Source organism: Mucilaginibacter sp. P4_G9 (genome assembly GCF_056400985.1).
This window is the reverse complement of sequence record NZ_JBFUKF010000046.1, coordinates 1-22,288: the sequence shown is the minus strand read 5'-3', so window position 1 is coordinate 22,288 and position 22,288 is coordinate 1. Positions and strand designations below refer to the sequence as shown.

16 protein-coding genes are annotated in these 22,288 nt (G+C 44.0%); 7 read left to right on the top strand and 9 right to left on the bottom strand.

Going from position 1 to position 22,288, the window contains the following annotated elements:
• Positions 1–220: 220 nt before the first annotated feature.
• Positions 221–2,359: a PKD domain-containing protein gene (locus tag AC1DPZ_RS06765; RefSeq protein ID WP_477402122.1), complete on the top strand. Its 2,139-nt coding sequence runs from the start codon at positions 221–223 to the stop codon at positions 2,357–2,359.
• A gap of 79 nt (positions 2,360–2,438) precedes the next feature.
• On the opposite strand, the gene AC1DPZ_RS06760 is transcribed toward AC1DPZ_RS06765, so the two are convergent.
• Both AC1DPZ_RS06760 and AC1DPZ_RS06755 read right to left on the bottom strand, forming a co-directional pair.
• Complete coding sequence (locus AC1DPZ_RS06760) at positions 2,439–4,286, bottom strand: PAS domain S-box protein (protein WP_477402121.1); 1,848 nt, start codon at positions 4,284–4,286, stop codon at positions 2,439–2,441.
• A 305-nt stretch (positions 4,287–4,591) separates the two neighbouring features.
• Positions 4,592–7,864 carry a family 78 glycoside hydrolase catalytic domain gene (locus tag AC1DPZ_RS06755; RefSeq protein WP_477402120.1) on the bottom strand — a complete coding sequence of 1,091 codons (3,273 nt, stop codon included), beginning with the start codon at positions 7,862–7,864 and terminating at the stop codon, positions 4,592–4,594.
• Between the two features lie 462 nt (positions 7,865–8,326).
• Between AC1DPZ_RS06755 and AC1DPZ_RS06750 the strand changes: the two genes are divergently transcribed.
• From AC1DPZ_RS06750 to AC1DPZ_RS06740, 3 genes are all read left to right on the top strand, one after another.
• Positions 8,327–9,127 (top strand): DUF1223 domain-containing protein, encoded by an 801-nt coding sequence (locus tag AC1DPZ_RS06750; RefSeq protein WP_477402118.1) that lies wholly within the window; start codon positions 8,327–8,329, stop codon positions 9,125–9,127.
• Positions 9,128–9,135: 8 nt separating this feature from the next.
• Positions 9,136–9,324, top strand: coding sequence for a hypothetical protein (locus AC1DPZ_RS06745; RefSeq protein ID WP_477402117.1), 189 nt, complete (start codon positions 9,136–9,138; stop codon positions 9,322–9,324).
• Positions 9,325–9,446: 122 nt separating this feature from the next.
• Positions 9,447–9,905 (top strand): organic hydroperoxide resistance protein, encoded by a 459-nt coding sequence (locus AC1DPZ_RS06740; RefSeq protein WP_477402115.1) that lies wholly within the window; start codon positions 9,447–9,449, stop codon positions 9,903–9,905.
• A gap of 66 nt (positions 9,906–9,971) precedes the next feature.
• Here the strand turns inward: AC1DPZ_RS06740 and AC1DPZ_RS06735 are convergent, their stop codons facing one another.
• From AC1DPZ_RS06735 to AC1DPZ_RS06725, 3 genes are all read right to left on the bottom strand, one after another.
• Positions 9,972–12,560 (bottom strand): TonB-dependent receptor, encoded by a 2,589-nt coding sequence (locus AC1DPZ_RS06735; RefSeq protein ID WP_477402114.1) that lies wholly within the window; start codon positions 12,558–12,560, stop codon positions 9,972–9,974.
• A gap of 103 nt (positions 12,561–12,663) precedes the next feature.
• Positions 12,664–13,008 carry a winged helix-turn-helix domain-containing protein gene (locus tag AC1DPZ_RS06730; protein ID WP_477402112.1) on the bottom strand — a complete coding sequence of 115 codons (345 nt, stop codon included), beginning with the start codon at positions 13,006–13,008 and terminating at the stop codon, positions 12,664–12,666.
• Between the two features lie 135 nt (positions 13,009–13,143).
• Positions 13,144–13,476 (bottom strand): hypothetical protein, encoded by a 333-nt coding sequence (locus tag AC1DPZ_RS06725; protein WP_477402111.1) that lies wholly within the window; start codon positions 13,474–13,476, stop codon positions 13,144–13,146.
• A 388-nt stretch (positions 13,477–13,864) separates the two neighbouring features.
• On the opposite strand from AC1DPZ_RS06725, the gene AC1DPZ_RS06720 reads away from it, so the two are divergent.
• A complete protein-coding gene (locus AC1DPZ_RS06720; protein WP_477402109.1) occupies positions 13,865–15,349 on the top strand; it encodes an aldehyde dehydrogenase (NADP(+)) in 1,485 nt (494 codons plus the stop codon).
• Between the two features lie 111 nt (positions 15,350–15,460).
• Here the strand turns inward: AC1DPZ_RS06720 and AC1DPZ_RS06715 are convergent, their stop codons facing one another.
• The 3 genes from AC1DPZ_RS06715 to AC1DPZ_RS06705 form a co-directional block, all read right to left on the bottom strand.
• Positions 15,461–15,847 (bottom strand): VOC family protein, encoded by a 387-nt coding sequence (locus AC1DPZ_RS06715; protein WP_477402108.1) that lies wholly within the window; start codon positions 15,845–15,847, stop codon positions 15,461–15,463.
• Positions 15,848–15,952: 105 nt separating this feature from the next.
• A complete protein-coding gene (locus AC1DPZ_RS06710) occupies positions 15,953–16,537 on the bottom strand; it encodes a Crp/Fnr family transcriptional regulator (RefSeq protein ID WP_477402107.1) in 585 nt (194 codons plus the stop codon).
• A 223-nt stretch (positions 16,538–16,760) separates the two neighbouring features.
• Positions 16,761–18,752, bottom strand: coding sequence for an alpha-L-arabinofuranosidase C-terminal domain-containing protein (locus tag AC1DPZ_RS06705; protein WP_477402105.1), 1,992 nt, complete (start codon positions 18,750–18,752; stop codon positions 16,761–16,763).
• Positions 18,753–19,348: 596 nt separating this feature from the next.
• Between AC1DPZ_RS06705 and AC1DPZ_RS06700 the strand changes: the two genes are divergently transcribed.
• Together AC1DPZ_RS06700 and AC1DPZ_RS06695 are read left to right on the top strand one after the other, a co-directional pair.
• Entirely contained in the window at positions 19,349–19,945 is a 597-nt protein-coding gene (locus tag AC1DPZ_RS06700) for a hypothetical protein (RefSeq protein WP_477402104.1), read from the top strand.
• On the top strand, positions 19,902–20,843 hold the full coding sequence (locus AC1DPZ_RS06695; RefSeq protein WP_477402102.1) for a hypothetical protein: 942 nt from the start codon (positions 19,902–19,904) through the stop codon (positions 20,841–20,843). Before AC1DPZ_RS06700 ends, AC1DPZ_RS06695 begins: the two co-directional genes overlap by 44 nt.
• A 356-nt stretch (positions 20,844–21,199) precedes the next feature.
• On the opposite strand, the gene AC1DPZ_RS06690 is transcribed toward AC1DPZ_RS06695, so the two are convergent.
• The gene (locus AC1DPZ_RS06690; RefSeq protein WP_477402100.1) at positions 21,200–21,703 is read right to left on the bottom strand and encodes a hypothetical protein; all 504 of its coding nucleotides are present in this window, start codon (positions 21,701–21,703) and stop codon (positions 21,200–21,202) included.
• Positions 21,704–22,288 lie beyond the last annotated feature (585 nt).

The window sequence follows — 22,288 nt, the reverse complement described above, 5'->3', positions numbered from 1 at the left end:
AAGTAAGAGATGTAAATATTGTATCAAAAATGGCAAAAGGCGTATTTTTTTAAGTTTTCAATTATTGAGACTTTGTGATAGGACTAAGAAGGTAAGATGGTGCAATTTAATAATGAATCCTCCTTTTTTCCGATTGGGCAAATTCCATTGTTATTGGATTGTGGAATTTCCGATGAGAAATAATGATAATTAAAAAGTAAATCAATAAAAATCATTGTGTATGCGATATATATATTTTTATAAACTATTATTTTGTCTGGCACTTACCTATTCTTCTGTTGTTAAGGCTCAAAACAATTTGCCACAGTTAAGCCAGGAGCTTGCTAAAAATTTCAAAACAAAAGACTCGCTTTTCAAAGAACCCTTTGTGGATTTGGACGAATGGCGGGATAAACCTGTACGCCATCGTTATGTTCACGGGGGCTTCAAGGGAACTGAAACCCGTTTCTCTTTTTACTTTCCGCCAAAAGAACAGTATCAGGGAAGGTTTTTTCAATACTTTACTCCTTTCCCGGACAATGAAAACCTTGCACAAAATGCAAAGGGAGAGGACGACATGATAAGCTTCTCTAGTAATAGCGGTGCATATTTTATCGAGACGAATGGTGGCGGAAAAATTGATTTTTCTAAGCCTAAATTTAATGCAGATCCTACCATCGGAGCTTACCGTGCCAATGCAGCTTCAGCCCAATTTTCACGGGTGATTGCGGGCCAGGTTTATGGCAGCGAAAATCGGCCATACGGCTACGGTTTTGGTGGTAGTGGTGGTGCTTATCGGACGCTTGGCAGCGTTGAAAACACCGAAGGTGTATGGGACGGTGTTGTTCCGTTTGTTATGGGTTCGCCTGTGGCTATCCCCAACGTCTTCACCGTGCGCATGAATGCGATGCGGATACTACACGACAAACTTCCAGGCATTGTAGATGCATTGGAACCTGGAAGCAGGGTGGCTGTGGATGCCGGGCTCAACGCCGAAGAAAAGGGGGCACTGCAAGAGGCAACCAAAATGGGTTTTCCGCCAAAGGCCTGGTTCGCTTATAAAACAATGGGCGTTCATGGTTTCTTGGTTCTTTACCAGAGTATCGTCGGGATCGACTCCAAGTACTTCAAGGAAGATTTTTGGCACGTTCCCGGCTATCTGGGGGCTAATCCACCCGCATCTCTTTTAAAAGCACGAATACAAAAAGCAAGTAGGATAAAAGCAGGGGTAACGAATGACGAAGCCGTCAAGATAGGATTGGCCGCACCACTTTCAGCTGAGGAAAAAGGGACTGCCGATGCAGCCTGGAAAAGCATGGGTGAAAAGGAAGGGGCTATGCCTGTTGCATTTCAGTTGGAGGACACACTGCCTGATGTTAATTTTATCGGCGGCGATCTGATCATAAAAAGTGGGGCTGCTGCCGGCCAGGTTTTGCAAATAACCAAAACTGCGGATGATAAGGTTGTTCTTAGCCCTACTAACAGCCGCACTTGGCTTGCCAAGGTAAAGCCCGGGGATACTGTACAGGTAGATAATTCCAACTTCCTCGCTGTACAAACTTATCATCGTCATCAGGTACCCGGTAAAGAATATTATGTATGGGATCAGTTTCGTGATCCGGCCGGCAAGCCGATATATCCGCAACGTCCGATGCTACTTGGGCCAATATTTACCCGGGGTGCTTCCGGGGTGTTACCAAAGGGCAAGTTCAAGGGTAAGATGATCTTGGTGGAATCGTTGTGGGACAGCGAAGCTTTCCCCTGGCAAGCGGACTGGTACCGGACCAAACTGCGGGAAAACATGGGCGACAGCCTGGATAACAATTTCCGGCTATGGTTTACTGACCACGCCAATCACGGCGACTTATCAAATCCCAATGCTCCAACCCACGTTGTCAGCTACGTCGCTGTGTTACACCAGGCCCTACTTGATTTAAGTGCCTGGGTGGAAAAAGGACTTGCCCCTGCTGCGACTACAAATTATAAAATAGTGGACGGGCAAGTCGTTGTACCCGCTTCTGCAGGGGAGCGCAAAGGTATACAGCCGGTTGTAACGTTGCAGGTCAACAGCACCGACCGTGCCGAAGTAAAGCCCGGTGAGCCAGTTGTTTTTAATGGCACAATTGAAGTGCCTCCGCACGCAGGCAAGGTGGTAGCGGCAGCGTGGGATTTTGAGGGGAATGGCACCTTCCCGGTTAAAGGCACACTTACACCAACTAATAAAACAGGTTCACGTGTAATACTGAAGACCACCTACACCTTTTCCAGGCCAGGAACTTATTTTGTTACGTTGAAGGGTGTATCACAGCGGCAAGGCGACGTCACAAATCCTTTTACCCGTATCCAAAACCTTGCACGTGTACGGGTGATAGTTGAATAGGATGGCTGATGGTAACTCAAATGTATTGGCAGGAAAGCCAGGGGAAAAAGCCAAAATAGGTTACCGCAATGACTGAATATTAACAACGAAAATGGTAATTATCCGTTGACAACTTCACCTCCGTTGTTTGTTTTAACGGAAGGGTGAAGAAAAACCGGGAGCCCTTACAAGGCTCGCTCTCCACCCATATTCTACCATTGTGGCGCTCTATAATCTCCCTGGTGATGAACAAGCCGAGGCCTAAACCCGAAATTCTTTTGCTTGGGCCCTGCACTCTGAAAAACTGGTTGAAGATGTGCGGCAGATGCTCAGCATCTATACCTATGCCGTGATCTTCAACCATAAAGATTAGTTCATCCACCTTTCGCTTCAGCTCAATGTCTATACTACGGCTATCGGGCGAATATTTTATTGCGTTTACTACCAAATTGGTAATTACCTGTTCTATTCTCATCCTGTCAGCTTCTATGTATACATCAGCCTCCAGCTTTGTATGAAATTGAAAGGTCGGGTTCGATTCCATTATCGGGTCAAGTATCTCCTGTACCAGTTGCAAGATATCAAACTCTTCAAAAGTGAACTGCAGTTTGCCGGATTGAATTTTCGATATATCAAAGAGGTCATTTACCAGCGCGTTAAGTTTTTCGAGTTGCCTGATGCTCTTTTCTACAAATGGCTTGTTGGGTTCTATCGCCCTTCTGCCGAGTAATTGAAGGTAACCGTTCATGGAAGTCAGCGGCGTTTTGAGTTCATGGGAAGCCATGGCGATAAATTCATCTTTTTTACGGCTGAGCTCTTTAATAGTAGCCTCCGCTTCTTTTTCGCGGGTGATATCCCGTGCAATCTTGGATGCGCCGATAATTTTTCCCTGGCCATCCTTAACCGGCGACACAGTGAGCGAAATATGGATCAGGTTTCCATTTTTACCGATCCGGATGGTTTGAAAATGTTCGAGCGAATTGCCGGCTTTAAGTTGATTGAGAATCCCGGTTTCTTCCTCCATCCGGTCGGGCGGGATGATAATAGATATATGTTTGCCGATTACCTCCTGTTCTTTGTAACCAAAGATCTTTTCGGCCCCTTTGTTCCAGCTGGTGATAATGCCCCCCAGCGTTTTGCTGATGATAGCATCGTCGGAATTTTCGACGATAGCAGCCAGGATGGCCTGCCGCTCCTCTGCCAGTTTTTTATGGTTTATGTTCCGGGCTATTTTGGATACGCCAACAATTTCACCTTGCTTATCCCGTACAGGGGAAACAGTAAGTGATATAGGTATGAGCCCGCCTGATTTGCTCTTCCTTATCGTTTCAAAGTGCGCGATTTTGTTTCCCTGTCGGATGTTCGCTAAAATCGTGTCTTCTTCATGTATTCTTTCTTCCGGAATCAATACGGTAATATGTTTTCCAATTACTTCTTCCGGCCTATAACCAAATATGGCTTCAGCCCCTTTATTCCAGCTGGTAATTACACCATCGAGGTTTTTACTGATAATCGCATCTTCAGAATCTTCAATAATGGCCGAAAGCATGCTGTGTTTAACCTCTGCTTCCTTTTCGGCAGTGATATCGTGCAGGATATGGGATGCGCCAATAACCTTGCCTGATTCATCCTTTACCGGGGAAACGGTGAGCGAAACAGGAAAAACACGATTATCGGCAGATTGTCTTAATGTTCTGAAATGGGAGACCTTTTCTCCTTCAAGCAGGGTATTGAATATTTGCTCGTGTTCGGTGTGCAGCTCTGCGGGTATTAATTTGCGGATGTCATAACCATGTAGCTCTTCTGCATTTAAGCCCAGCATTTTTTCTGCCGCCGGATTAAAATTGAGGATAATATGATTGAGATCGTGCGTAACTACCGCATCCTCAAGGTTCTCAATAATAGCCCGCAAAGCAAATACCTCGGGAATGATTTTTGGTTTTATCATAGATTGAACAAAATACAAATAAGCTTCCAGGCAGGACGAAGATGGCTTCTGTGATGATCTTTCAGCTGTGTAGCTTTCAAATGAACACCAAAAACCTATTTAAGGTTTCATTTGATTGTCTATTTCTATTAAAAAGTGTTCTACTATAAAATATACCTCAGTTTAATTATCCTCTCTCCGCCAGGCACATTCTATTAAACAAAAAACGCCCTAAATAAATTATTTAGGGCGTTTTTTGTTTAAGGTGTTCGCTTTTTCAGGAGTTAGTTCACGTTAAAACAGGTTAACGTTTAAATTATTTATAATCATTTATTATTTTTAACCACAAAGTGATATTTACCAGAGGCCAGATCGTAAGCTAATTTGTTGTTTTCTGATTTGGAAAATTTTACACCAACAGATTCAGATACAGGTTTATTGCTTTCAAAAACCTGCTTTGGTTCCGAAGCTGGCAGGTATAGTAGCGCATGGGTATTTTCCGGGACAATTACATCCAGCTCTAAATTACCGGCAATCCTTTTCCACGCTACGCTGATGTCCCCGCTTATCGAAGTAAAACTACCTTTCACCCAATTCAAATCATTTACGAAATCTGGTTTGATTACGAATTTCCGGAAACCGGGGCCATCTTCTGCCGGGCAGATCCCTACAAGGTTGTTGAAAAACCATTCATTAATTTGCCCGGACATAAAATGATTTTGTGAGCCAAAATTACCTACTCCTGCATCCCATTTTTCGGTAAGGCTGGTGGCTCCCATCTTAATCTGGTAACCATAACCCGGTTTATCAGATTGATTATTCATAGCATAAACTACATCCGAACGACCGTTATCGGCTAATGCGCGAAGCAGAAAGCGGTAAGCAACCTCCCCTGTTGTAAAACTATCCTGATGATTATGAATATCGTCAACCAGCTTATTTAGTAAATTTTCGCGGTTATCCGGTTCTGTGAAATTAAAGAAAAGAGCCATGGCACTGGTGGCCTGCGAACCGGTTGAATAGGTTCCGGTTGCCTGCTTGTAAAATTCCTTATTAAAAGCCATACGAATCTGCTCCGATGCATTTTTAAATAGTCCGGCATCTGCAGTTTTATTCAGCTTTTTAGCAATATTATACATGATCCAGTTATCATAATAATATATTGCCGTCCCGGTATATGAAACCGGTGTAAGTTGCGAACCCCAGGGTTCTTTCGGGCCGATATCATACCAATCGCCCAAGCCAGTGTGTATGATATTATTAACAGATTCTTTGGACAAAAATTCAACGTATCGTTTCATGCGGTCATAGCACCGCTCTAACAAAGACACATCACCTGAGAACAGGTACTGCTGCCACGGCACAATGATAAAGGAACTTCCCCACTCCGGTGAATTCCTCATCCCGTTGGTTAACGATGGGGAGCCTGCTATAAAATATTCAGGGGCAATGTTCGGCACAAAACCATTCTCCAGTTGCGCATCCGCCATATCATTCATCGTTTTTCTGAATAACAAGGCCATATCATAATTATACCTTAACGCAGGACCATTGAGGTGATTCTCTTCCAGCCATCCCATTTTTTCACGCTGTGGGCAATCGGTCATCAGGCTCATCATGTTACTGCGCTGTGCCCAGCGTACCAGGCTGTAAATTTTATTGAATAAGATATTGGAGCATTCAAAACTGCCTACCGGCCTGGATGATGAGTGAACAATCACGTCGGTTAACTGACCAACCTTTGGCAAATTCCCGCCCTGCTCAGGGGGGTACAATTCCACCTGGAGATAACGGGCTCCCTGGTAAAAATACTTAGGAAAGTACTTTTCATCTCCAGTTCCAGCCAGCGTATATTCCCACCAGGCGGGCCTTACCCCATCCTGTGTTGCAGAACGCCTGTCAACCAGGCCATTTTCTCCCAGCAGCTCTGATGGTATCATGCGAACCCGTGATCCTTTTGGCCCGCTAACCMGGAGTGCCGGCATCATGGAGGCATTCTGACCAAAGTCATAAATCCAGACATGGTCGTTGATCTTACTTATTTTAACGGGGGAGATAGAGTCAATAGCTTTTACAGGAGGCGAAGCCGCAGAAAGACCTTTTAACATGCCACCCGGACCGGAAGTTTCCAAAGCAGGCACCCAGTGTTTGCCTGCTATAAAACCTGCGTTATTCCATCCATGTGGTTCAAGATTTGCATTGAAATCTTCACCACCGTATAAGTTGGAATAAGTTACAGGTCCGGGCGATGCCTTCCAACTTTTATCAGTTATCACAGTCTCGGCAGAACCATCAGCATATTCCAGCTTTAGCTGTGCTATCGCCTTGGCAGGGCCAAATGTTGTCAGGAACTTCACATACCTTGTTGTATCCGGCTGTATATTATAAACGCTGTTACCTAACATAATGCCAATAGCATTGTACCCATTTTTTAGCTGCCGGGTAACATCGTAGGTATCGTACAAAACTGTTTTACGGTAATCTGTCCATCCCGGTGTGAGCAGGTAATCACCAATTTTATGGCCGTTAATAGTTAGTTCGTATGCCGAAAGGCCACTTATATTGATGGTTGCCCGAACAAGGGCTGGTTTCACGCCGAATTCTTTCCGCAAAAGCATGGAGGAGTAATTGGGAAAATCTTTATAATCGCTAACCCGGTCTGTAAGGTTTATTTTGGAAAATCCATTACTGTCATCACCGTCCAGGGCAGCTACCGGTTTACCGGCGGCTATGTTCTTCCCCCCTGAAAACACTTCAATTTGTCTTAAAGCGAAGGAATAACCGGTTGCCTTTTGAGCAAGCTGGGTTGCAGTAACGCGTACATACCTCCCGGTGGCACCTTTTGTTGGAAGATGAACAGGCGAAAAACGGGGGTTCTTAAAATCCTCCCTGGTAAAATCGGCTATAATGGTTTCTGTTTTAAAGGATGGGTCATCAGAAGCTGATACTTTATATCTTACGGGGAAAGCATAACCCGCCTGATCAGCAAAAAACATGGGATACAGCATTACTTCAGAAAAGGAGGAAGACTTACCCAGGTCAACCTGAACCCATTTGTTTACACCTGCTGATTCAGCATCAGCAGATTTAAAGCCAACCGGGCTTAAGGCATATTTTTCTGCGCCAGGTGCGCTTATCCAGCTGGCTTTCCAATCATCTGGGCTGAGGATGCCCATAGTCCAGTTTGCCGTTTTGCTCCAGGAAGATTGGTGACCAGCCTGATCCCAAATCCTTACCTTCCACCAGCATTTCTGTCCGGATATTAACGCTTTACCTTTGTACTGGATGTATGCCATTTGATCGCTCATCACTTTTTTTGAGTCCCATAAATCACCGCCTTTTTTGAAACCAGGAGTGCCGGATACCAATATTTGATAGGCGGTTTGATGTACGTCCCTCTGGTTTTTTTGAAATGATTTTAAAATATAGCTCAAGCCGGGATTTTTTATGTCAATACCTAATGGATCGGGCATTAATTCGCAGGCTAACTTAACGGGTAAAGTCCCCGCTATTGTTTTAGCATATAAATAATGCGTGTTGAGCAGGCATAGCAGAAGGAGGAGCTTAATTTGTTTTTGCATCATGTCTTTGGTATCCATTTAGAATTTTATTGAAACAACCAACAATTCTCTTTTCCAGGAAAATTGAATAACAGCATGGGTTCCGGAATTTTCGGGTATAATGGCTTATCAAACCTAAACTAATCTGATGGTGTTACTATCCTTATCTGTCTTATTTGATATTAAGGGAGATGCACTTGTACTGCTTAGGTTCAATATCATAATTAAGCCTATGAGATTTTTTATAAAATAAGAAACACTGCAATATTGTCGACGAGTCATGGTATTCCCTTCTGAAAAACCGATACCCCAGTAGCCGCACATCCCTGGCCTATTTGAGCCTCTCTTGCCGTGTGTTTCTGAGCCGGATTCATGATTGCATGGCTGTCCACCTCAGCACCCAATTTACCCAACTCCCCGGGGATTATGTCCAACCAGACCAGTTTGAGCTAACCGAGCGCCCGCTTTCAAAATAGTTTTGCGGTACAAATCAAAAAGAAAATGAAATCTATCAGAATTTTAGCAATTACCACAGGATTTATTATCAGTGCCTTATCCATCATGGCCTTTATGGGTGATGATAAGATCCCTGTTAAAAAAAATACGGCAAAAACTGCCGGAAATGGTTTCGCAGTATTGGAGCTGTTTACATCAGAAGGCTGCTCAAGCTGCCCGCCTGCAGATGAGCTGCTGGCCAAAATACAGCAGGAAGCACAAGGCAAGGTTGTTTATTTACTGGCTTACCATGTAGATTATTGGAACCGCCTGGGCTGGAAAGATGTTTTTAGCAGCGCCGATTTTTCGAAAAGGCAGATGCAATACGGGCAGTGGCTTAGCGCTCAGGTTTATACGCCACAGGTTGTTGTAAACGGAACGGCAGAGTTTGTAGGCTCGGATGAGCCGGCGCTTCGCAATGCTATCTCGAATCAGCTGGCAATTAAACCTTCTGCAAGCCTGGCACTCCAGGCCCGCCAGGAGGGAGAAAAGCTTATAATACAATACCAGTCAGGCAAGGGCCTTAAGGATATTAGTTTACTTGTGGCCATCGTACAAAAAGCAGCTCAAAGTAAAGTAGAACGTGGCGAAAACGCCGGTCACATACTCTCTCATGTACAAATAGTCCGCAAAATACAGCGTGCCGTGCTTGATGCCACCGGAACCGGCAGCAGTACCCTTATATTGCCAAAAGAGTTCAACGCTCAAAACTGGGAAGTATTGGGGCTGATACAAAACCAAACCAACGGCGAAATTTTAGCCGCCGCCAGGGCAGGTTTCAACAACGCAACAGGTACAGCAAAATAATAAGCATCATGAACACATTTTGCAAATACGGGCAAAACAGGTTAATTATCGGCCTGATATCGTTACTGTCAATGTCGTTTCTTGCAAGCGCTCCTTTTGAAAGTAACCCACAGGATTGCCAGATGATCGGCGTGGTAAAAAGGAAGAACAAGAACTCCGCGCGGCGTTCAAATCTTTGCGTTAACAAGGATGTATAATCCAGATTTAAAAATGTCTAACTCAGGATCAATTTGGCCGTCTTAAGCCATTTGGTGATAGGCCGCAAGGCAATACAGCGGTACTTTTGACTAACAATAAAAACAATTTAAAAAATAAAACAATGGAAAGTAACAAAATAGGAGATGCATCAGCAATCACCGAAACCCCAACCGAAAAAGTATTATACACAGGTAAAACCCACACTACAGGCGGCCGCGATGGCGGCTCGTCACGCAGCTCTGATGACCGTTTGGATATTAAGCTTTCTGTTCCCGGCACCCAGGGCAGCGGCACCAATCCAGAGCAACTGTTTGCCGCCGGCTGGTCGGCCTGTTTTATTGGCGCAATGAAAATTGCGGCCGGTAAAATGAAAGTAAGGTTCCCCGCCGATGGGGCTGTTGACACCGAAGTAGATTTGGTTTCAACCGGCGATGCTTACGCTCTCCAGGCTCGCCTCAACATAAACCTGCCAGGTATAGAACGTGAAATTGCCCAGGCCCTGGCAGATGCTGCTCACCAGACATGTCCGTATTCTAAAGCTACACGGGGCAACATCAACGTTGAGATTAACGTGATCTAAACCATTCCTGGTTAAAAAAATAGCCTGCCCGAGTTTGCCGGGCAGGCTATTTTTTTAACCAGGAATTTACTTTATATTCAATGTGAGCGTGGTATAGTAAAAACCGCCTATGGCTGGCCCGCCTAAAAAGGAGTAATAGTATTTATTGGTCAGGTTGTTTGCCCCAATTTTAACGTTAAGTCCGGTTTTCAGGAAATCATAATTAACCTGCGCATCAATAGTGCCGTAAGCCCGCACCTTACCGTTAACTAAAAACGACTGCCAGTAAAAACCGCTTTGCCATTTGTAAGTTGCATTAAACCCCAAATTACCTATTACCCGGTTACCCCCGAATGAATAATTGGTGATCCATTGCGGGGTATTAAAGCCATCCTCCAAAGCATCCTCATTGGCCATACGTTGTAATTTGGCGTAAGATACATTGCCCGACAGAATAAACTTTTGCCATACCTTATACTGCAAGCCCAAACTTCCGCCAATGTTGTAAACTGTACTCTGCGAGTTTGTCCAGGCGCGGTAGCGGGCTTGTTTGGTTTTGTCGTTAAGGTAATACGGGATGGAATCTGGTTTTTGGGTATTAGGTACGTTGATCTCAATCTGCCCGATGAAATTGTTATACCTGTTGTAGTAAAAATCAGCATCCACACTTAAATCGCTCTCAAAAAACAGGGATTTATAGCCTGCCTCAAATGAATTGATATGCTCGGGCTGTAAATAGGTGTAAGTATTTTTTTTAAGCAGGCCTTTCTCCTTTTCAATGGCCGCGCTGGTAGTGCTCCCTGCATTGAAATCATTTTTAACAGCCGCCTGGAAAGCATCGATAGAGGTACGGATATATGAGTTTTCAAAAACCCCGCTCGATACCACCCTTAAACCACCTACCCGTTTTACCCCACCGCTGTTTACATTGGAGAAGGCCTCGAAAATGCTCGGGAAACGGTAGCCGCTTTGGTACGATACCCTGAAATTTTGTTCAGGCACAGGCGAATAAACCGCGGTAAAGCGTGGGTTTAATTTCAGGCTGAAATAATCGTTCCTGTCGGCGCGCAGGGTGGCCGATAGTTTTAGTTCATGATCAAAAAATTCTTTGGCAACCTGTACAAAACCACCGGTTTTGCTGTAATCAATATTGCTGTACTCTTTACCCTTCACATAATTAATAAAGTAGTTACCGTCCGGGTGAATAATGTAGGTACGGTGATCAAAGCCTGCTAACAGATCGAGCCCGGTTTCTTTTTTAAAGGTTGATGAAATGGCATTGGAGATATCAACCTGCCCTTCCACATGCCACATATCATCCTTTACCCGCAGGGCCGAACCAACATCCCAGTTATTGATGTCGGCCAGCTTATCAAGCGTTGCTTTAAAAGCTGCTGTTCCGGGTTGGTACCTGCCTGCATCTGCCAGCTGGCGGGCCTGTTGCAAAGCCTGCCGTACCGTTGCTCCACCGGTTGTTGCGGTATTAAAGCCTTTGGTAAACTCGGCATACCAGGTATTATCATCTTTGTAGTTACGGTCCTCGTTTTCGGCGGCCGAACGCAGGTTGTATGATTTGCCGGTGTTCTCRCTCGTCCAATAAGCTCGTACCTGGTAAATATTATTTTTTAGTTCGAGCGCGTGTTGCTGTAAAATGTAGCCCGATAGCCTGAAACGGTTTGCGCGCTGGTAAACGTTATCCAGGTCGGCAAAGCGATAAGTATAGGTAAGGCGGGTGTTATTATTTATTTTATAAGCCAGGCCCACATCAACTTTCACGTTGTGCAAATTGTAGCTGGTTACATCCTTTTCGGCATAACCGGTGCGGGCAATGGAGTATTGCTTACCACCAAGGGTAGCCGTTTTCCTGTCGGATGATTCATTGCCGTAACCATTTACGGGGTCATAACCAGGATTATCCGGCCCGCCGGGAATGCCTAATTTAGCATTTGCAGCCGCGTTCAGGTCGGTGCGGTTATCGGCAATCCAATCATAACCCGTGGTATAGGTTCCGTTTATTTTAAAGGCGAACTTTTTGGAGATAGCTTTCGCCACCCTGAAACTGGTTTCTGAAAATAATTTGGCCGATGTTTCAGAATCGCCGATGTGGTTGATGCCCGTTTTTTGCTGAATGCTGATACCCTGGCTGGTAAAGGGATCTTTAGTTATAAAATTAGCCAGGCCGTTAATGGCATTGAGGCCATATAAAGCCGACGCCGTGCCGGGGATGATCTCCACGCTTTCGATATCCAGGTCGCTGGAGCCCATAGCATCGCCAATTGGCGCACCTATATGCGGTGCCTGGTTATCAACCCCATCAACCAGTTGGGTAAAGCGTACGTTGGTGGTATTGGCAAAACCCCGGGTGTTAATTATCCGGAAACCAAGGCTCGGGGTTATCAGCTGCACACCTTTTACATTCTCCAGCGCATCAAAAAATGATGGTGCTGCCGACCGTTTAAAATCAGCTGCAGTTATTTTTTCGATACTTACCGGCGACCGTAAAATACTTTCGCCGATGCGTGATGCAGATACCACTACCTCGTTAAGCTCCTGCTTTTTTATCTGTGCAGTATCCTTTTTTTTGGCAACCGTATCTTTTGCTTTTTTGCTGCCCTGCGCAAACAGGCAGCTGCAAGCTAACAACATCAATAATAATAAGTAATAGTTTTTATGCATGCGGCTGCAAGATACAATTCGTTATGCTTTTATTTACATAACGATAAATAAAAAACAAACCGGTTTGTTTTACCGGTTTATGGAATTACGCTTATTTGATCAATCAGACCTGGATAAGTGAACTATTTTCTTTTAAAAATTCCTGGAACTTTTGCTGAAACAATTTAAACTGTTCGATTGCTTTAAGGCCTTTTTCGGTAAGCTCGGCGCTACCGCCCCCTTTACCGCCCCGGTGTGAGATAACCACCGGCGACCCAAAATGCTCATTCATATAACTGATCATTTCCCAGGCCTGCCTGTACGACATTTTCATTTGCAAAGCCGCCTGTCTTAATGAACCCGATTGCTGTATGCGCTCCAGCAGCTCTACCCGGCCACGACCTAATAACTTACCATCGGGCGTTTCAAACCAAATCCTGCCGTTTAAACTCAATGCCTTGTCTACCATATTATAAATTACAACTAAACATCGCACAAATATATCATTAACAAAGCAGCTAAATCCATTTCACAAAAAAGCGCCCCCAATTTTAAAAAGGAAGCGCAATCAGTTATTTAAAACCACAAAAGGGGTAATGCTTTATTAGGTCCTCGGTCTTTTAGGGTTAAATGCAACCAGGTAATTAAGGTCCTCGGTTACAGCCCCACCACGTCCATCATTCCTGGGTTCTTCTTTATGGAACGTCTGGTTAAGTCGTGCTTTAATAGTGTGAAACACCTGCAACAAAATCTCCGGCCCTACTTTGGCGGCTATGGTTGGATAATAATCTTTCTGGATCTTTATTCTTTCAGTATTGGTTACCATGCTCAGCTCCCAGCTGTCCTCTGCCTTAAAGCCAAATTCTTTGGCGGTGTTCAGCAGGTCGTACATATACATGCGGGTTTCGGTTTCAATGGATTGTTTAGCGACTATCATATGAATTTTTTTACGGTTACTGCAGCCTGTAAAAGGCTGATATTATGTTAAAGCTTAACTATCACCGTATTATAAAATGGCAACGCTTAAGGTATGCGGTATTTGCTTGGGGATGGAATTTCCTAAAGGTAACTTTAATTTACCGTAAACAAGTATATATTAAATATTAATTAAAACAAGGCGAGCTAATGATTAAAGTCATGGCCGAACTTGTTTCGGCACGTTATGATGCCAAAAACAAGTTCGGCACGACCTGGAAGGACTAAAAAAAAGACAAAATCCTGTTACTACCAGATAGAAAATACCCACAGCTTTCGGCTCACTTTAGATATATTTGCTTAAACATATTAACGGGTCAAACCGTTCTTAATCCAAACAAATATCTGCTATGGCAAATAACTTTAAAGAAGCGAGCGTTGAAGAAATAAACCAGGTAATGCTGCAATCGCAGGCAGCGTTTGAGGCTTACCAAAAAACAAGCATCGAAGAAAAAAGCCTGTTTCTGGAGGCAATCGCCACCGAAATTGAAGCTTTGGGCGATGCCTTACTTCAAAAAGCGTCCGAAGAAACTAACCTGCCAATTCCGCGCCTGGCCGGCGAACGCGCACGTACAACAGGTCAGCTGCGCATGTTTGCAACCATGCTGCGCGAAGGCAGCTGGGTAGAAGCCAGTATTGATACCGCCATCCCCGACAGGGCTCCGCTCCCCAAACCCGATCTACGCAAAATGCTGATCCCGCTGGGGCCGGTGGTTGTTTTTGGCGCCAGTAATTTCCCTTTCGCTTATTCAACCGCGGGTGGCGATACCGCAAGCGCTTTGGCGGCAGGCTGCCCGGTAGTAGTAAAAGCGCATCCTGCACATGCCGAAACATCCGAAATGGTATACAGCGCCATCAAAAAAGCTATTGCAGGCAGCAATATGCCGCAGTTTGTTTTTCAGCATGTGCATGGCACTTCGTTCGAGAGCGGTAAGGCTTTAGTTCAGGCACCAGATACAGCAGCCGTGGGCTTTACCGGCTCAACCGTAGGCGGCAAGGCTTTATATGATTATTCCTCGCAACGCAAAAACCCTATCCCGGTATTTTCTGAGATGGGCAGCATAAACCCGGTTATATTTTTACCCGATACATTAAATAAAAACGCGGCTAACCTTGCTGCGCAATATGCCGGTTCCATTACCTTGGGTATGGGCCAGTTTTGCACCAATCCCGGCCTGATGATAGCCATCGAAAGCGACGGGCTTTACGGCTTCCTGGATGGCCTGGGCAAAGGTATTGAGGCCGTGCAGCCTGCAAAAATGCTGCATGCCAGTATCCATTCGGCATACCAAAAAAAGAGCCATGCCGCCCTTGAGCAGGATGGTGTAAAAGTGATACAACAATCGGCCACCGCGGCCAGTGATATTGAGGCCCTGCCAACCGTTGCTTTGGTTAGCGGCGAAACATTTTTGGATAACCCTTTATTGCACGAAGAAGTTTTTGGTCCATACTCTTTAATGGTGAGCTGCAAAGATGAGCAGGAGCTGATCAAAGTATTAAAATCAGTATCGGGCCAGCTAACCACAACGGTGATGGGTACCAATGAGGATTTTGCAGCCCATGCAAGTCTGCTGCAATTACTGCCGTCTGTTGCCGGCCGCATCCTGTTTAATGGTGTACCAACGGGTGTCGAAGTTTGCCACAGTATGGTGCACGGCGGCCCTTATCCGGCTACAACCGATAGCCGCTTTACCGCGGTAGGCACCAATGCCGTAAAACGCTGGGTACGCCCGGTATGTTATCAAAACTGCCCGGATGGTTTGTTGCCTTTGGCCCTGCAGCATGCTAACCCAACGGGGATTTGGCGATTGGTAGATAATGAGTGGAAGAAGTAATTTCATCGCTTTATAAGCGATGACGTGATTGTAAAAACTTACGAAGTTTCAAAAACTTCGTAAGTTTGGTCCTAAACGCCATTACGGTATTTCACAGCCTCATCAACCCACTCACTTTTTGTTATACCATTGAATATATTCAAGTACATTATGATCGGGGTCCGAAAAATACACCCAGGTTTCTTCATTTTCGATAGTTAACGGACCTCTTAAAATTTGAATATTCATTAATTCAAGGCTTGTAAGGGCAGCTTTCATATCGTCAACTTCCATACACAGGTGGGGGCAGTATGGTTTTTTCAAAGGTCCGGGTTCATAATTGTTAGTTAAATCCTTTATCAGTTCAATCCTAACGTCTCCGGACGAAATAAAGGCATACTCCTCCTGTTCCTCTTCGTTTATGGCCCTGTGATTTAAGCCGAAACCTAATTTTTCGGTATAAAAAGCTATCGCGCTATCCATATTTTTCACCTGTAAAGCTGCATGATCAAGTTTCATAACGTTGGTATTATGTTTAAATAATTGCACAGGTCAAATATGGAAACAGAAAAATTGTCCGGTGTTCAATTATTTTAATATTTAACGTTAAATTAGTTGAACGGATTAACTGTTTCTCCTGATCATGCTTAAAAATACCGGTGTAATACCCAGGTAGGATGCTATATGTTTTTGAGGCATGCGGTTTTCAATAGCCGGGTATTTTTTACGCATTGCCTCGTACCGCTGAGCGCCGTCCATTGAAATGGCGCTCAAAAGCCGCTCGTTTTGTGCTATATTAAAATTCTGGTTCAAAATCCTCCAGAATCTTTCAAAAACCGGGAAATCCTTATATAGCTGGTCGATACTTTTTTTGTCGATCTGCAATACGATAGACAGTTCCTGCGCTATAATATTTATGGAGGAAGGAGTTTCCCGAAGAAAGCTTTTGGTATCCGAAATCCACCAATCCTCCATAGCAAAATTGAGGGTATGCTGGTTTCCCTTGTCGTCCATAAAAAAGGATCTGAGGAATCCCTGCACTACAAAAAATTCATACTTACATACATCTCCTTCCTGCAATAAATACTGCCTCGGCAAAACTTTCCGAACTGTCATCAATGAGCAAAAATGCTCCTGTTCAGTCGCCGAAATTGGTATTCTTTTCAGCAAATGAGCTATTATAAATGCATCTATCTCTTTCCTGGTCAAAATATCAAATGTTAGTGTATTGGTTTATCATTGGTAAATCTATAAATAAACCGTCATTGCGAGGTACGAAGCAATCCCGAACTGTACAGGATCGCAAACTCTACCGTTTTCGCCCGAAGCTGGCCTGCTGACACTTCGGGGAAAACGAAAGTTTTTGATCCCTAAACAATAAATAGGCCGTCATTACAAAGATAACCGACCTCAGGGGAGGCTAAAAGGGCCATTAATTTGCTTTTAAACTGATGCGTATCACACTTAAAGAATATGGTGGTACGGCGTAACTGCCCAGTTGTGATATACTGATTTCAGCGTGTGACGGCACGATATTTTTTGGCTGATCAATGGTATTTTTGTCAGTAGGCTGGCCTTGTAGCACATCAATTGCGGCCTTAGCGGCTACCACGCCCAGACCAGACAAATTTGCACTGGCAGTTGCAGCCTGCGGACCGGCATTAACTATTTTTAAAATAATATCGCCGGTTTTGCTGTTTTGAACGCATGATGCAGCCAGGGTTGAGTCGGCGTGGGCGGCGGGCTGGTTAAATGATACTATACCGGGGATATACGCATCGCCCTGGTTAACCGAAAATAATTGCTGAACATAGTAATTTACCGTAGGCGCCAGGGTTTTGTTATTAAAATAAATGAGGTTGGGGTTCCAGGAGGTATGTTTAAGGTTGGCCAGCAGCGGCGCATAGGATGCCATTTGCACAATATCGCCGTTACGTTCAAGGCTGGTCATAAAAGCGGCTTCCGAAAGCGCGTTGATAAGGTTGTTACCCCTGGATGCATATTCGCCGATGTATACCTTTGATTTTGGCCTGCGGAAGCTGTCATACCGGTTATTGTTTTTCAGAAACCATTCGGGGTTTTCGTAAAAGTGTTCATCAACAACGGGCACCGATAACTGGTCGGCAAACTTCCATCCCAGATCATAATCTTCGCCCGAGGGTGCGGGGCCTACCGTGCCCACGATGGTAATTTCGGGATGTTTTGCGCGTACGGCATCGTATATCATTTTAAAGCGGTCTCTAAAATCATYGGTTTGCTTATCCTCGTTGCCAATACCCACATACTGCAGGTTAAAAGGTTTGGGATGGCCTGCTGCCGCCCTTTTAGCACCCCAAACCGAGGTGGCGGGTCCGTTGGCATATTCTATCAGGTCGAGCACATCCTGGATATAGCTTTTCATTTCGGTCAAAGGGATTCCTTTTTGGCCGGTTCCCCCTATTCGCCAGGTTCCACCCGAATTTTGGCAGCTTACCCCGGCCGCCACTACCGGCAGCGGTTTGGCGCCAATATCTTCGCAAAATCTAAAATATTCGTAAAAGCCCAGACCGGTGCTTTGATGGTAGTTCCAGATGTTGCGCTGTTGTGCGCGCTGCTCAACAGGGCCTATGGTATTTTTCCAGCGGTATATGTTATTAACGCCATCGCCGTGCACAAGGCAGCCACCCGGAAAACGGAGAAACTTAGGCTCAAGACCGGCTATGGCCTGGGCAAGGTCGGCCCGCAGCCCGTTGGGCTGGTTTTTAAAGGTATTATGCGGAAACAGCGAAACTTCGTCGATAGCCAATACCGAACGTTCCCTGCCAAGCACCGTAAGCCTTGCCGAATCGGCGCTTTCTGTGGCGGTAATAGTCCCTGTATATTTTTTCCATGCGCCGGCCTGGGTCTGGAATGAAAATGTTCCGTATACCGCACCCTTGTCTCCGCACAGTTGCACTTGCATGCCAACAGGTTTGGCCGATATTTGCCTTACATAGATGGAGAAATCATATTTTTGGCCTGCTTTGATGCTGATACCATCGTAACCGGCATTGGTAATGCCCACACCCTGCTGCCCGGCATCGTCGATATTCAGCAGCACATAGTGCGGGTTATTGGGGTGCACCGGTTTAGCTGTTTCTACAGATATTGTACCGTAGCCATAGCCCTCGGTAGTATATTCCCAGTTGGTTAGCGGGTTCCATGTTTTCCTGTCGCTCGCGCTGTACTCAAATGAACTGTTCTGAATAAGTTCGGCGTAAAGGCCGCCATCAGCCGCGTAGCTCAGGTCCTCAAAAAACACTCCGAAAAGATCCTTACTAATGGGTTTTGCGGCAGGGATTTTCGCCTTTTGAACACCTAAAACGGAGCTACCCTGGCCATGGGCCAAATCAGCAACAAACAACATCGCCAGGCATAGTGCCGGCAAAACACGCTTAACAGACATCAGGTTTAATTTTTTGAGGTTAATAATTAATAATTGTTTTTTTAACAATTATTAACAAATGTATATCTTTTTAATAAGAATAAAAATTTGTTGCTCTTTTTGAGGTGTAATATCGTGGTATGGCTAACGCATTTCGATAGCATTATAATTGTTTTTTTGACAATTATAAATGGGGCTATAATTACTATAAGACAGCAGAGAACATCAACAAGGGGGCGACCTGTGCTTACGATGTGATTAGTTTACAAAAGTCACAAGTGATCCTCCCGCATGCAGCCGCACAACACTTTCGCCAAAGGGGCGGAATTTCTGAATATAAAACTATTTTTTCGAGTTGATCTTTTCGGGCATTGTGGGTTATTTTAAATTGATAGTCGAAACCGTGAGAACCGGGTATCTTTAGAAAAAGAATAGGAGGAATTAGTGTTAGAATTTCTTTAATATTATAATATTTTTGGCTTAGCGTTTAAGTTTTCCTGCGATGAGTTGTAGTTGAAAGCCGATGTTAGCGGCAGATTGGCTATATCGCTGATATTTTCTCGTAAAACATTGATGATGAATTGTTTTTGCTTATATTTAGGCAAACCTTTCACGCTATGACACCAAACAACTTACAACCCAAAAAAAATAATTGGTGGATATGGGTGCTAATCATTGGTATACTGATTGCGCTGATCCTCTTTTTTTTTAACCCTTTGAGCCGTAATACTGAATCATCGACCAGCTCGTCCGGCATAGATTCTATCAAATCTGACACAAGTGCTCTGTTGCAGTCCGGATGCCTTCAACCTTTGGCCAAGTCGGATTCAGCTAATTACGTCAAAATCAATTTGTCATATAGCGGCACACTTACAGATTTTGACGTTAGCGGGTTTTATTTTAATGGTAAGAATTATTCGCATGACTGTCTCGATTTCAATGCAGATAAAGACAGCCTGATCCTGGTCACTTATGCGAAACTGGATAGCGGTATATCGATAGTGCCGATCAGTTCAGCTGTAATTGCTAAAAAGAACAAAGCAAAATACACCTTGTCGATCTTAGTAACATCCCCTAAAGGTGATACGCTTAAAACCTACAGCAAAAACAAAACCATTAAATTCCTGAATGACAATGACAAGATAAATGAAAACCTAACCTTAAAACGATATGTTCAAAAGAACCCTTCTGCTGTTATTGCTCATAATCGCTAAGCTGGCGGTACAAGCACAAACCCTTTTTGAAGACTCAAAGGGAGAATCTTCTATATTTCTTTCCAATGTACCCTTTGGCTGGGTACGTGTTAATTCTGCCAATGAGTCCGTAACTTTGGGCTATAACAGAATGCGACCCGGTGACTATGACGGTACTAGTGGCTTTTTAAAGTCCTATAAATTCATTTATGGCACCGATTTTACCTTTAAGTTGAAAGATGGATTGGGTAATTTGGTAAGCAAAGGCAAAGTTAACGCCGGTGGAAACCTGAATCTGACCTGGGGAATCACTGGCGGCGATACTGCCAAAGCTATCGTTAACCCTTATGCACTATACCTCCGCGGTGGCCTTAGTTATGATAAATATACCCTGATCGATACCTTGGCTGCAAAAGCAGCGGACCTGAATAAATGGGGTCTGGCTTTCGACGTACATTTCAACAAGGAATGGGCGGTGGCAACCTCAGGTGGTTCCCACCGGACATTCTGGCTTTTCGGCGGTTCCTTCGGCGTCAAAGGCAGTAACAATACAGACGACCTGAAAGACGGGACGCTGAACACCACCATGATCACTTCCGGCAGTAATGCTGTTATCACCGGTCAACCCGGTAAGCTCGGTGCCTATAAAGGTGTAACCACTTTGCCTCTTAAACTCGACCTTGGATACCTTCCAACCATCTATGACGCCAATATTGTTGGTTTCAATATCTATTCCAGAACAAATTTCCGGATGCCCGACAATCCGACCAATGTTGGACTGGGGTTGTTCTTTTCCGCTAAAGATAAACCGAYCAGCGTCATCGGCGGAATTGCCTGGCAATTTAACAGCATTTTTCATGAGGCACAATTGGTCAATAAATCAAGTGCATTCTTTTATGTTGGTTATACTATAAAATAGATTGAGAATTAGCAATGGATCAGGATAACACCGTTCAGCCTGTGGTCGATGTTATCACCGCACCACTTCCAGTTGGCCTTACGGAAGCCCGGTATTATATGGATTTGCAACTAAAGCATATGTAAAATACAAGCTTTGGCTGGTGCGGTGATAACACCGACCAGAAGCTAAACGGACGCAGAGTATTCAAGTGTACCTGTATGATTAACATAGAAATTAAAATTTACACAAAATTATTCAGAAAACCATCTATTTGTTAAACGAATAGCAGAACTTATAGCTGTTTAGTATTTGTTGCTGTAACCTGAATAAAACTGATAAACAAGGAAGCTAATTAGGAAAACCCTTTTTAGCTTCTATTCATTTACGACTATTTTTAAAACGTTTTGTCCATAATGAAATTCTTCCATTTCTCTTTCAATCTGACTTAGTTCTTCGAACGGCTTTGCATCCATTACGCGATAAATACTAGCCTTTTCCCTAATTGTACTGTCCTGTGTAAATTCTTGGAGTTCAAATTTTAATAAGTGAAAAAATGATTGGCAATTATCTTCAAGAAACTTGCGCAGGGAAATATGCATTTTCTGCTTAATCTCAATTATCTTCGCTACATCACTATCAATATCATCAAAAATACATTGCTGTTGAAGTGTCGCGCTATATGAAACCAAATATTTATTATTTTTTTGATTGCCAGCTTGATAAGATATATTGTAAACCAAAATATACGTGCCTTCAGCGGCTCGTCTCCAACTTGATTGTGTATTATAAGCACCAGTTATAGTTTCGCCGTGAGTTTCAAAATATGAGAGATCAACCAGATTGTCGATGATTAAATAATCTTCTTTTATAGTTTTCATAATTCAATTTATAACTAATGCTCTTACTCACTTAATTCACTTATATAGGTATTAGCAAGATAGGGATTTTATATGAAAGTTGGAAGCTTGCTTCATTAGAAAGTTAAAGGTGTTGCCCATACTTGGCTCCGCTGCCGCCTCCAGGCTTGTGCGCCCGCATGCTCAATATACGCCATGCCTTTAGGAAAATCAACTACGCAACTTGTTAACGTCAATCTTTTAATATTATTCTTTCGCCCCGCTTAAAATACAAATCCCGGATATAAAATAACATTCGGGATTTGCGTGGCGTATACTTAGCATGGCGTTTACCTGTCGGCGGRCACACAAGCCTGGAGGTGGCTGTTGCACAACTAACCCTTTAACGAACAATAAACTAAGTTGTGCGATCATTTTAGCCTGGCATCTGATTTAAGCRCAATAAAAATCAGATGTCTTAAAAGGCTCTAATAAGCTTAAAATCTCATGCCAAAGCCTATTCCCTCCATATTTAATTAACTTCTTAAGATTGTAAGCAATTCCTGCCATTATCATACATTTATTGGCTAGTTTTATACCGATCGTACGTACTTTCTGCATTCCTAA